An 11,653-nucleotide genomic window follows, 5' to 3' on the forward strand; every position below is an offset into this window, starting at 1 on the left:
CCCGTCACTCATTGTGCGAACACACTTGTGCGAACACAGAAGATGCGGGGCCAGGGGCGCAGATCAAGAAATACGTCGGTGAATTACTTCTCGACGATCGCGAGAACGTCGCGAGCCGAGAGGACGAGGTACTCCTCGCCGTTGTACTTCACCTCGGTGCCGCCGTACTTGCTGTACAGCACGACATCGCCGGCCTTGACGTCAAGCGGAAGACGCTCGCCGTTCTCGAAGCGGCCCGGGCCCACGGCCAGGACGACGCCCTCCTGGGGCTTCTCCTTGGCGGTGTCCGGAATGACCAGGCCGGAGGCCGTGGTCTGCTCGGCGTCGAGCGGCTGGACCACAATGCGGTCCTCGAGCGGCTTAATGGCAACCTTGGAGCTGGTTGTCGACACGATCCGGTCTCCCCCTTCGGAGATCTCACGGGGTGAACTGTCTGAGTGGCGACCGGTTGGATCCGTCGTCGCGGGTGCCGGACCGGCCCGTCGCCATATTTGGCACTCTCCCGTGGGGAGTGCCAGAACTGAGACTAGGACGGCAGTTAGCACTCGGTCAAGCGGAGTGCCAATCTGCCGGGCCATGTCGCCTTCCTCCCGCGCCTCCCCGCGTACCCGCCCCTCCCCGCCGCGTACCCGCCCCTCCCCCTCCAGGACGGACTGACGGACACAGCCGTAACCCGCAAGGGGGAGCGCTCGCAGCCGATCACCCACAATGGACAGGTGACCGATCTCGACGCCTTCACCGCGCTGTTCACCGATGAGGGCGCCGCCCTGCTCGCATCCCTGCGGGAGTACGACCCCGCACAGGAACTGGCCGTCGCCACCCGGTTGCGCCGCTCGTATCCCACCGAACTGGTATCCGCCGCCCTCGCCCAGGCTCGGCTGCGGCAGCGAGCGGTGCCGAAATTCGGCGCGGACGACGCGTACCGGATGTTCTTCACACCCAACGGCGTCGAGCAGTCCACCCGTAAATCCGTCGCTGATCACCGCGCCCGCCGCTTCGCCGAGCTGGGGGTACGCAGCGTCGCCGACCTGTGCTGCGGCGTCGGCGGGGACGCCCTGGCGCTTGCCCGCGCCGGGATCTCCGTACTGGCGGTCGACCGCGATCCGCTGACAGCCGAAGTCGTACGGGCCAACGCCGACGCCCTCGGGCTGAGCAGCCTGATCGAGGTGCGGTGCGCGGATGTGGCGGAGGTCGGCACGGACCCGTACGACGCGGTCTTCGTCGACCCGGCACGACGTGGCGGTCGCGGCCGGATCTTCAACCCCGAGGCGTACTCACCGCCACTGTCCTGGGCTACCGGTGCGGTGGCCGACCGCCCGGAGTCCGGCCCGGCACCCCGGGGAGCAGCGGGAGCAGCGGGAGCCATCAAGATCGCTCCGGGTATCCCGCACGAGATGATCCCCGGCAGCGCCGAGGCCGAGTGGATCTCCGACGGCGGTGACGTCAAGGAAGCGGTGCTCTGGTTCGGCACGGATCCGGGGCTGCGCCGCGCCACACTGCTCCCTTCCGGGGCCACCCTCACGGGCCGCGGACTCCCCGACCCCGCGGTCCGCACACTGGGCCGGTATCTGTACGAACCGGACGGCGCCGTCATCCGCGCCCATCTCGTCGCCGAGGTCGCCGAGGAACTCGGCGGCGGGCTGATCGACGAGACCATCGCCTACGTCACGGCGGACGAGCTGCGCCCCACCCCGTATGCGACGGCCTACGAGATCACGGACGAACTCCCCTTCGGCCTGAAAAAGCTGAAGGCCCTGCTGCGCGAGCGGGAGGTCGGCAACCTCACCGTCAAGAAGCGCGGCTCGGCAGTCGAGCCGGAAGAGGTACGACGCAGGGTCAAGCCGCAGGGGCCGAACGCGGCCACCGTGATCCTCACCCGCGTCGCAGGCACGCCGACGATGCTGATCGGACAGCCCGCGGGCCCCCTTTCGAGCCCGTGACTTCGAGCCCGTGACTTCGAGCAGCCCATGACTTCGAACGCCTGACGAAGCCCGGCCCTGCTGTTGCGTACCTCTTTCCTCGCCCTCTTTCCTCGCCCTCTTCCATCTTCCCTGGCCCCCGCTTCCCTGCTCCCGCCGCTTCCCTGGTCCTGTCCGTCAGGCCAGGTCCGTCAGCTCGTCCGCGTACACCTGGGACAGCGGCTGCGGTCCCACGTACTGCTGGCAGTTGCAGACCCCGGGCTCGAAGCTCAGCGGCTTCTTGTTCTCGTCCCAGGATGTCGGCACCTCGACGGTCTCGTGGCACTTGCCCTGCCGGTCGTGCTTGGCGAGGTGATGCGTGCAGCCGCAGACCGGCTCGGGCGGTTTCTGCGCCGCCTCGATCTCCCTGCGCTCCCGTTCGGCCGTCTCCAGCCGCTCCATCCGGCGCTCATGGCGCGTGCGCAGCGCGGTGCGGCCCGTATCGGCGACCCAGCCGAAGCCGCCGACCATGAAGAAGATGAATACCCACCAGAACCAGCTCACTTGCGGCCCCTTCCCCCTGGCCCGTGCGTCCTGGTTTTCAAGGTTACGCGTACGTACGGACACCGCGTGCCGTATGGCCGGAGGATAATCCTGGCCCGGATTGCTGGGGGGGGGAGGTGTGGGCTGAGGAGGTGTGGGCTGAGCGGGTCGGCGTGGGCTGAGGGAGCCCGGACTGGGTGGCCGGGCTGGGTGATCGGGCTGGGTGATCGGGCTGGGTGATCGGCCTGCCGTCCCCCGTACGGACCTTGCGCCGGGCGGGATCCGACGGACCGTCAGAGACTGATCAACATGACGCCTCGTAAGCCGTCGCGCCCGTCGGCGCGTTTGTCGCTCCGTTCGTCCCGCTCGTCCCTCCCCGTGGCGTTCCGTACGCCGCCCGGTACATCCCCCGGTGAGCCGTCCCGTAAGACATGGGCCGGCGTACCCCGTAAAGCCGTCGGCCGTGCCGTGGGATGCGCCGCTGCCGCTTCTCTGCTGCTCGGCGGGCCCGCGTTCGCCACCGCCCCGGCCCCGCCCGCCGTCACTCCGCCGGCAGCCGCCGGCGCGGGCGCCGGCGCGGGCGCGGGCGCGGCACCACCGGCTCAGGAACGGCCGACGTGGACCAGGTGTCCCGCGCCCTCCCAGGCGCAGGGCGGCGGCAAGGCCCCCGGCACCGGCTGGACCTGCGCCACTCTGAACGTCCCCCTCGACTACACCAAGCCCGGAGGGAAGACGATTCCGCTGGCGCTGATCCGGCATCGCGCGACGGGTCCCGGCAAACGCATCGGCTCGCTGGTCTACAACTTCGGCGGTCCCGGTGGCTCGGGCGTCGACACGCTGCCTGCCTTCACGCCGACGTTCGCGAAGCTCAACACCCGCTATGACCTGGTGAGTTTCGATCCGCGCGGAGTCGGCAACAGTGCACCCGTCAACTGCCTCACCGGCCCGGAGACCGATGCGCTCAACGCCGTCGACTCCACCCCGGACACCCCCACCGAGGTCCGGCGGTGGATGGACGCGACCCATGACTTCGCGGCGCAGTGCGAGAAGAAGTCCGGCCCCCTCCTGCCGTATCTGACGACCACCAATGTGGCCAGGGACCTGGACCGGATCCGCGCGGCGGTGGGCGACAGGAAGCTGAACTACTACGGCTTCTCGTACGGTACGGAGCTCGGCGCGACCTACGCCCACATCTTCCCGCAGAAGGTCGGCCGTGCGGTGCTCGACGGCGTCATGCACCCCGACAAGGACTTCACACAGGGGGCCTTCTACCAGCTGAAGGGCTTTCAGCTGGCCCTGGACCACTTCGCGCGCTCGTGCGTCGCAGCCACGTACCTCTGTCCGCTGCACCGCTCCACTCCCGAAGGGGTCGAGAAGGTGCTGACCAGCCTCGTGGCCGGTCTGGAGAAACACCCCGCGGCGGCAGCGGGGGGCCGCACCCTCAACGACTCGCTCGCCCTGACAGCGATCGAAGGTGCGCTGTACTCGCCGGATTCCGGCTGGCCGCGGATGGCGAACGCGGTCGCCGTGTACCTCCGTACGCACAACCCCGCGGCACTGCTCACGATGGCCGACAGCATGACGGGCCGCGATGCCAAGGGGCACTACTCGAACAGCAACAACGTCTTCTCGGCGACCAGTTGCGCCGACTCCGGCGTACCGGTGCAGAAGGCCGAGATCGAGCGCCGGCTCCCCGCTTACCGCAAGGCGTCGCCGCTGTTCGGCGCGCAGTTCGCGTGGGCACTGAACCAGTGCACGTACTGGCCCGTCAAGGGGGCCATGAAGCATATGGAGGTCAGCGCGAAGGGAGCCCCGCCCATTCTGGTCATCGGCAATACGGGCGACCCCGCCACCCCGTACGGCGGGGCGAAGGCGATGGCGCGGCGGCTCGGGAAGGGGGTCGGGGTACTGGTCACCTGGAATGGCGGCGAGGGGCACTGCTCTTACGGGAACGGCAGCGCGTGCATCGACGGCACGGCGAACGCGTATCTGCTGGACGGGAAGGTACCGGCGTACGGGACCAGCTGTTCCTGACCGGTGATCCCGGGGGGGGGGACAGAGTTGTGGGGCAGCCAGGCACGGGGGGCGGTGCTCGGGGTTCCAGGGATCAGCCGCGCTCCGAACTGCAGCTGCTGTCGCTCCTTGCCGTAGCTGTCACGCCCTCGATGTAACTGTCACCCCTCCAGCAGCTCCGCCGCGAGACGTTTGACCTGGTCGGCGAGGGGGCGCTGAGCGGGCTCGTGCTCGGCGGCGGCGTTTGCGAGCCGTACGACGTCCGCACGCCACCGACCGCTCGCCGACCCGCCGGCGCCGATCCGGCGCAGGCCGCGCTCCAGCAGCCCCACTGCCACCTCCGGCTGCCCGCGCAGCACCGCCTTGACGACAGCCACAGCATTGGCGAGTGCACTGGCCGCGAGAGACCACTCGGGATCCCCCACCGCCTCGGGGCCGCCGTCCTCCTGCGCCCGGCCCCCGCCGAGGCCCGCACCCACCGGACCGGACGGGCCGGCCGACCCGTCGGAAACTGCCAGGATCTCCAGATCCAGCCGCCAAAACAGCGGCATATCCCGGAAGGCGAGGAACAACAGCTTCCGACTGCATGGACGTTGAGAATCTCGTTGAGAATCCGGATCGCTTCGCAGCGAGACAACCGCTCGCACCGCACCCAGGCAGGGCCCGACGGCAGCCACACAGGCCTCGAACTGCGCATCGGGCACAGTCCAGGCAAGATCGATGTCGCTGTACGGATCCGCAGTGCCCCGGGCAAGCGAACCACGCAGCGCGGTTACCGATCCGGGGCACTGCGCCGCGAGCGCGTCCCGCAGTTCCTGAGCGAAGACGGCCCGACGGGCGGGGTCGAGGTCCATGGCGGGCGGGGTGGGGGACATGGCGCCACAGCGTAAGGCAGGCCGGGACAGACCGGACCCTCTCCCGTGGACGCTACGGGAGAACTCGCTACCTCACCGGTCCTGCGAAATCCGTACCGCGCCCGCCCGCATCCGAACCGGTAGCTGCTCCAGCACCCTTGTCTGCTCCAGGTTCCGTGGCACACGTAAGCGCACTGTTCCTGCCGGGCGGTTGACGGTGATCAGGATGAGCGAGATCGAGGCCAAGTCCGCTGCAGGGCAAAGATGTTGAGTTCCATGTTCCGGATCTGCCATTCATACGAGTGAAACTGCATCACGACCTGGCGTTACTACGGAGAGTGAGCAACGATAGGGGTGTGACTCGCCGGGGAGATGGCGAGCAAGAGTTGAGGCCAATCACGGGGGTGTGGGCCATGACGATCCAGACTGATCAGACGAACCGAACGGCAGCGGCCAGCCAGGCAGCGCAGTCCAGCCGGGCAATCCAGTCCATCCAGGCAGCCCGGATCAGCACCGACCGGTCGGCGTACGTAACCCGGACCGCAACCCAGACCGCTGTGCTGGACAGAAATGAGCCTGAGCCACGGGCTTCGTCCAGCCCGTCCGGCCCGCCTGGCGCGCCGGAGGGGGCGGGCGGGCTGGACGGGCTGGACAAAGACTTCCAACACCAGTTGCCCGGTGCATCCGCAGTCCCCGATCCACCAGCTCCTTCGGGCCCCTCAGGCCCCTCAGGCCCCTCAGGCCCCTCAGGTTCTTCAACTCCAGCAGCTCCAGCAGCTCCAGCAGCTCCAGCAGCCCAACCGAACACAGCCGGCCCTCAGACACCGGACGACTGGGCTGCCCACCTACGGGAGGCAGCTCCCTCAGCCCAGACTGCTGCGCTCCTCGGAGCCCTGGAGTCAAAGAAGCTGTCGCCGCGCGGACGTATCGACGCTCTGGCCGTACTGGAGCGCCACGCAGCATGGTTCGCTGCCCGGCAAGTGCATCTACTGGCGGACATCGCCGCACATGCCGAGTCAGCACCGCCCTCCAGCGAACACGATATCGACACCCAGCTCCTGAACAACGGGGACTACGCGACCGAAGAGGTGGCCTGTGCCCTGCGCATCAGCAACGCGACCGCCACCGAGCGGCTTCAGATCGCCAAGGAACTGGCCGGCCACTACGCCAACACGCTCGGCCTGCTCGAAGGCGGAGAGATCTGCTACATGCAGGCCAGGAATCTGGCCAACGCCTGCCGGGTCCTCGAACCGAAGGCAGCCGCCCGAGTCGAGACCGCCATGGCGACGAGGATGCCCACCCAAGCAACTGGCCAGAGCTCCCGAGCGCTGCGCCGCCAGGTAATCAAGGCGGACCCGGAGGGCTACCAGCGTCGGCTGGAACTGCGGACGAAAGAGCGGGAGATCGTCCGTTATCCACAGGACGACGGCATGATCACCTGGGGTGCCACGGTGCCGGCAGACCTCGGCGCCCGTTTCGATCAAGCAGTCGACGCCCATGCCACGACCCTCGTCGTGGACGGCCGCACCCTCAGCCAGCGCCGAGTGGATGCTCTGGCCGATCTCATCCTCAACCGACCTGCCCTGCCGAGCGGTTCCTCCGCTTCTGCGGAATCCGAGGCACCCCAAGGCCTCTCTCGGCGACCCACCACCGCACTCGTGCACGTGACCGTGCCCCTCGACGTACTGATCGGCGTGAGCGAGGATCCGGCAGAGCTGAAGGGTTACGGCCCCATCACCGCCACGCAGGCCCGCACCATCGCCTACGCCGAGGGCACGATCTGGCGTCGCTTGATCACCCACCCCAAAACAGGCCTGCTCATCAAGACCGACCCCGCCACCTACCGCCCCACCGCCGAAGCCGAACGACATGTCATCGCCCGGGACCAGCAGTGCGCCTTCCCTTCCTGCCGCATGCCCGCACAGCGATGCGATCTCGACCACGTCAAGGAGTTCGATCACGACCATCCCGAGTCCGGCGGGAAGACAGTCCCGGAGAATCTCATCCCGATCTGCCGTCGCCACCACCTGATGAAGCACCGCGGTAACTGGACGGTCACGCGTGACGCAGTCACCGGAATCACCACCTGGGTCAGTCCGACCGGCCACATCTACCTCAATACGCCGCGTAACTACGCGGAATAGCAGAGGCGATGGGCACCCTCCACGACTAGCTACCGATCCAGGTTGAGTACAGGCAACGGCGTTGTAGTCAGGCGCGAAGACCAGGAGGCAACGTGTACGTGGACGATCCAGGAAACAAAGCCACAGCCCCAGCCCTCGGCCGGCCTACTCCACGCAGACCGATTCAAAGCGCCACCGGTGTACCGCGCGAGTGATCAAGTCGGCTTCGGGCTCGGGAAGTTCGGGCAGGTCCGCATCATAGGGAGCGTCCCACCAGGTGAGGACCAGCACCCGGTCCTGCGGAGCACGCAGAAACTCACGGCGCAGAGGGCCCCTCGTACCGTCCGCGGCCGCCCTGGAAACCTCTGCCTGTGCCTGCTGCCGCGCCCACTCCAGCAACTCGCAGCCCCGGCCGTCGGCCGCACGGGCCTCCCACATCAGCGCGACGGTCATGAGTAGAGGTTACCCTTGCTGATTTCGTGGACATGGTCGTGATCATGTACGAGCCCGCCACCAAGCCCCTGGCCACCCGCCTGACCATGCCCCGGCCCGTCCACATCAGCATGGCCAGGCCCCTCCCCATGGTCCCGTGCGATACCAGGCACATGCGGGTCCGTGACCGGCAACGACGAGTCCGCAGACAGCTCCCAGTCCGACGCCGCCCTGTTTCGCGCCACCATTTCCGCACCGAGCGCCGCGACCATCGCGCCGTTGTCCGTACACAGTCCGGGACGCGGCACCCGCAGTCGGATACCGGCCCGCTCGCACCGCTCCTGGGCGAGTGCGCGCAGCCTGGAGTTGGCGGCGACACCGCCGCCGATCATCAGGTGGTCGACGCCCTCGTCCTTACACGCACGGACGGCCTTGCGCGTGAGTACGTCGACGACCGCCTCCTGGAAAGACGCCGACACATCGCGCACGGGGACTTCCTCGCCCGCCGCCCGCTTCGCCTCGACCCAGCGGGCCACTGATGTCTTGAGCCCGGAAAACGAGAAGTCGTACGCCGCGTCACGCGACCCCGTCAGTCCGCGCGGGAACGCAATCGCCTTCGGGTCTCCCTCCCGTGCCAGTCGGTCGATGACCGGACCGCCCGGGAAGCCGAGGTTCAATACCCGCGCGATCTTGTCGAAGGCCTCACCGGCCGCGTCGTCGATCGTCGCACCCAGGGGCCGGACGTCCGCCGTGATGTCGGGTGCCAGCAACAGCGACGAGTGTCCGCCCGACACGAGCAACGCCATGGTCGGCTCGGGCAGCGGCCCGTGCTCCAGCTGGTCCACACAGATGTGGGAGGCCAGATGGTTGACGCCGTACAGCGGTTTGCCCAGCGCGTACGCGTACGCCTTGGCCGCCGATACGCCGACCAACAACGCCCCCGCGAGACCGGGCCCCGCCGTCACGGCGATGCCGTCGAGGTCCTTGGCGGCGACCCCGGCTTCCTTCAGCGCACGTTCAATGGTCGGAACCATCGCTTCCAGATGCGCGCGCGAAGCGATCTCCGGCACGACTCCGCCGAAGCGGGCGTGCGTGTCGACGCTCGATGCGACGGCGTCGGCGAGCAGCGTCGTACCGCGGACGATGCCGACCCCCGTCTCGTCGCAGGAGGTCTCGATGCCGAGTACGAGAGGTTCGTCAGCCATGGATCTCTGTTCCTTGTGCGAGGCCCATTTCCGGGCGCAGTTCGAGGCGCATGACGAGCGCGTCCACATTGCCCGGCTGGTAGTAGCCCCGGCGGAAGCCGATGGGCTCGAAGCCGAAGCGTTCGTAGAGTTTCTGGGCGCGGATGTTGTCGACCCGTACTTCGAGGAGGATCTCGCCGCACTCGAAGGCGGTGGCGTGTCGGAGGAGATCGCTCAGGAGTTCGGCGCCGAGGCCTGTGCCCCACTGATCCCGGGCCGAGGCAATCGTCTGTACGTCACCCATGCCGCCGACAGCCGCAAGGCCCGCGTAGCCGACGATCCGCTCGGCGGTCTCCGCGACCACATAGCGCCGGGTCGCGGCCGGCCCGCGCGCGTGGGCGAGCTCGGACCAGAACATGCCCTCGGACCAGGCATCATCAGGGAACAACTCGTGTTCGAGCTCCAGCACGGGCGTGATGTCCCACCAGCGCATCTCCCGTAGTACGGCCGTCACTGCGGGGTGACCACCTTGTAGTTCTTCGGCACCTGGGCGTCGGGGCGCCGCAGATAGAGCGGTGTGACCGGAAGGAACCCTTCAGCGATCGCCACGTCACCCCGCTCATTCCCGGCCCCGTCACCATTGCTGCTGTCGGCACTGGTTCCGGCGGAACTGGTTCCGGCGGCATCGATCCCCCGCGCCAGCTTCTCGGCCGCCAGTGCCGCGAGGGCCCCAGCCGATACGTGTTCGGGAGCTCGCGCGTCGAGGAAGGTATCGGGATAGAGCAGCGCGCCGGCCCCCACCGCAGGCAACCCCGCGACCTCTGCGGCGATGTCCCCGGGCCGGTCCACGGCAGGTTCGCCCAGCCGGGTCCGGAATCCGTCGTACCGCGCCCAGTAGACCTCCTTGCGCCGCGCGTCCGTCGCGACGACGAAGGGGCCGTCGAGCCCGGACGCGTAGGCGAGGCCGTCCAGCGTGCACAGCCCGTACACGGGCACACCCAGAGCGGACCCGAACGTGGCGGCCGTCACCAGCCCCACGCGCAGTCCGGTGTAAGGTCCCGGGCCGACGCCGACGACGATGCCCGTGAGGGCGTCCAGTTTCAGTCCGGCTTCGGCAAGGACATGATCGACGGCGGGCAGCAGCAACTCCCCATGACGGCGGGCATCGGTCCGACTGGACTCGGCGACCACGGATGTTCCGTCGTGGAGGGCGGCAGTGACGGCGGGCGTGGCGGTATCAACGGCGAGCAGGAGCACACAAACAGCCTACGGCTCCTGCGGCGGGGGCACGGCGCCCTGCCCCGTCAGCCCGCTGCTGCTAACGTCACCGAGAATTCGTACGTACGAGAAATGGGGAGCCTCAGGTGTCAAGGAGCAGCTCGGGAATCGTGGCCGGGCTCACCGGGGCAGCGCTCGCCGTGGTCGGCTTCCTCGCCTACCAGGCGTCGGCAAACGCCCCCGCCAACCTCGCGGCCCCCAAGCCCTCGTCCTCGGCGTCCTCCTCGACCAACCCGTCGGGCACCCCGACGAAGCCGGGAAAGCAGAACAGCCACGCGGTGCCGCTGCACTCGGGGGCCGGCTCCCGCGTCGTGTACTCGCTCGGGGCGAAGCGGGTGTGGCTGGTGAGCGACACCGGGGTCGGCGTGCGGACCTTCGAGGTCATGCCGAGCGCGGTGAATCCGCGCCCGGGAACGTACCAGGTGACTTCGCGCACAGGCAGCACGATGGGCTCCGACGGGGTGCCGATCGAGCACGTGGTGCGGTTCGCGAGCGTCAACGGGGTGACGGTCGGGTTCAGCGCCGCTACGGACAACTCGATGTCGAGCCCCGACCCGCAGCAGAAGACCGGCGGAATCCGGATGAAGCGCGCGGACGGCAACGCGATGTGGCCGCTCGCGACGTTCGGCACGAAGATCGTCGTCGTCCCTTAGCCGCCCCGCGGCTCCTGCCTGCTCATGCAGCGCCCGCGGCTGAGGCCCTGGCGCACGCACGATCTCGCATGGCTCGCGCGGGCCTTCCGTCTGGCTCGCAGCGCTTCCGTATGGCCCGCGCAGGTTCCCGTACGACTCAATCTCGGAACCCGGCAGCCCCGCATGCGCTCTGCCGCCAGGCTGTAATCCATACGGATTGCGCGGCAACCCATACGGATTACGCGGCGTCGCGCTCTTCCTCAGGCTCCCCGGTGACGGCGGTGGGCTCAGGCGCGGGGGCGCGCGGTGGTGTGGACACGGCGTTCGCCGCCTCGCAGGAGGCGAGCAGATCGCGCATCGACATGGGGGACGGCGACTGCGCTTCGGTCTCCGATGCGGACATGGCTGCCTCCTCGGTCAGGCATGGTTAGGTAGACCTAACCAGGTCTTGGTATCCATGTCACCACGCCCGGTGGGATCTGTGCAACACCTTACCGACGGCTTGTCGGAAAGTACGGGGTGAATTTCCGGATGCGCATGCGAACTGCTCAGGCGGCCCCGTGGCACCCAGGCCTCCTTCTCCCGGCCTCTCAAGGCATCGCGAAGCCCTCAGGCCTTCCGGGAAACTCCCCCGGGCCCGTCCCGAACCTCCACCGAACCCCCGTCAGGCCCCCTGGCCCTTCCAGACCTGCTGCG

12 protein-coding genes are annotated in these 11,653 nt (G+C 68.5%); 4 read left to right on the forward strand and 8 right to left on the reverse strand.

Annotation, left to right across the window (positions count from 1 at the left end):
* Nucleotides 1-83: 83 nt before the first annotated feature.
* Complete coding sequence (gene groES, locus OG385_RS11235) at nt 84-392, reverse strand: co-chaperone GroES (RefSeq protein ID WP_164262571.1); 309 nt, start codon at nt 390-392, stop codon at nt 84-86.
* A 324-nt stretch (nt 393-716) separates the two neighbouring features.
* On the opposite strand from groES, the gene OG385_RS11240 reads away from it, so the two are divergent.
* Nucleotides 717-1,940, forward strand: a complete 1,224-nt coding sequence (locus tag OG385_RS11240; RefSeq protein ID WP_266854208.1) for a methyltransferase domain-containing protein — start codon at nt 717-719, stop codon at nt 1,938-1,940.
* A gap of 156 nt (nt 1,941-2,096) precedes the next feature.
* Here OG385_RS11240 and OG385_RS11245 read toward each other — a convergent pair whose 3' ends face one another.
* Nucleotides 2,097-2,462 (reverse strand): hypothetical protein, encoded by a 366-nt coding sequence (locus OG385_RS11245; RefSeq protein ID WP_266854210.1) that lies wholly within the window; start codon nt 2,460-2,462, stop codon nt 2,097-2,099.
* Nucleotides 2,463-2,750: 288 nt separating this feature from the next.
* On the opposite strand from OG385_RS11245, the gene OG385_RS11250 reads away from it, so the two are divergent.
* On the forward strand, nt 2,751-4,475 hold the full coding sequence (locus OG385_RS11250) for an alpha/beta hydrolase (RefSeq protein ID WP_266854212.1): 1,725 nt from the start codon (nt 2,751-2,753) through the stop codon (nt 4,473-4,475).
* 140 nt (nt 4,476-4,615) lie between these two features.
* Here OG385_RS11250 and OG385_RS11255 read toward each other — a convergent pair whose 3' ends face one another.
* A complete protein-coding gene (locus tag OG385_RS11255; RefSeq protein ID WP_266854214.1) occupies nt 4,616-5,308 on the reverse strand; it encodes a nucleotidyltransferase domain-containing protein in 693 nt (230 codons plus the stop codon).
* Between the two features lie 980 nt (nt 5,309-6,288).
* Here OG385_RS11255 and OG385_RS11260 point away from each other — a divergent pair.
* On the forward strand, nt 6,289-7,452 hold the full coding sequence (locus tag OG385_RS11260) for a DUF222 domain-containing protein (protein WP_323183745.1): 1,164 nt from the start codon (nt 6,289-6,291) through the stop codon (nt 7,450-7,452).
* 144 nt (nt 7,453-7,596) lie between these two features.
* Here OG385_RS11260 and OG385_RS11265 read toward each other — a convergent pair whose 3' ends face one another.
* From OG385_RS11265 to tsaB, 4 genes are read right to left on the reverse strand one after another with little or no spacing between them, the layout of a single operon-like run.
* Nucleotides 7,597-7,884 (reverse strand): hypothetical protein, encoded by a 288-nt coding sequence (locus OG385_RS11265; protein WP_266854216.1) that lies wholly within the window; start codon nt 7,882-7,884, stop codon nt 7,597-7,599.
* Nucleotides 7,881-9,068, reverse strand: coding sequence for a tRNA (adenosine(37)-N6)-threonylcarbamoyltransferase complex transferase subunit TsaD (gene tsaD, locus OG385_RS11270; RefSeq protein WP_266854218.1), 1,188 nt, complete (start codon nt 9,066-9,068; stop codon nt 7,881-7,883). The genes OG385_RS11265 and tsaD overlap by 4 nt, the downstream gene beginning before the upstream one ends.
* Nucleotides 9,061-9,540 (reverse strand): ribosomal protein S18-alanine N-acetyltransferase, encoded by a 480-nt coding sequence (gene rimI, locus OG385_RS11275; RefSeq protein ID WP_266860771.1) that lies wholly within the window; start codon nt 9,538-9,540, stop codon nt 9,061-9,063. The genes tsaD and rimI overlap by 8 nt, the downstream gene beginning before the upstream one ends.
* A gap of 17 nt (nt 9,541-9,557) precedes the next feature.
* The gene (gene tsaB / locus OG385_RS11280) at nt 9,558-10,304 is read right to left on the reverse strand and encodes a tRNA (adenosine(37)-N6)-threonylcarbamoyltransferase complex dimerization subunit type 1 TsaB (protein ID WP_266854220.1); all 747 of its coding nucleotides are present in this window, start codon (nt 10,302-10,304) and stop codon (nt 9,558-9,560) included.
* Nucleotides 10,305-10,411: 107 nt separating this feature from the next.
* Here tsaB and OG385_RS11285 point away from each other — a divergent pair, with 107 nt between their 5' ends.
* Nucleotides 10,412-10,978, forward strand: coding sequence for a hypothetical protein (locus OG385_RS11285; RefSeq protein WP_266854222.1), 567 nt, complete (start codon nt 10,412-10,414; stop codon nt 10,976-10,978).
* 217 nt (nt 10,979-11,195) lie between these two features.
* Here the strand turns inward: OG385_RS11285 and OG385_RS11290 are convergent, their stop codons facing one another.
* Nucleotides 11,196-11,360 carry a hypothetical protein gene (locus tag OG385_RS11290; protein ID WP_266854223.1) on the reverse strand — a complete coding sequence of 55 codons (165 nt, stop codon included), beginning with the start codon at nt 11,358-11,360 and terminating at the stop codon, nt 11,196-11,198.
* Between the last annotated feature and the right edge of the window lie 293 nt (nt 11,361-11,653).

Source organism: Streptomyces sp. NBC_01306 (genome assembly GCF_026340465.1).
GTDB lineage: Bacteria > Actinomycetota > Actinomycetes > Streptomycetales > Streptomycetaceae > Streptomyces.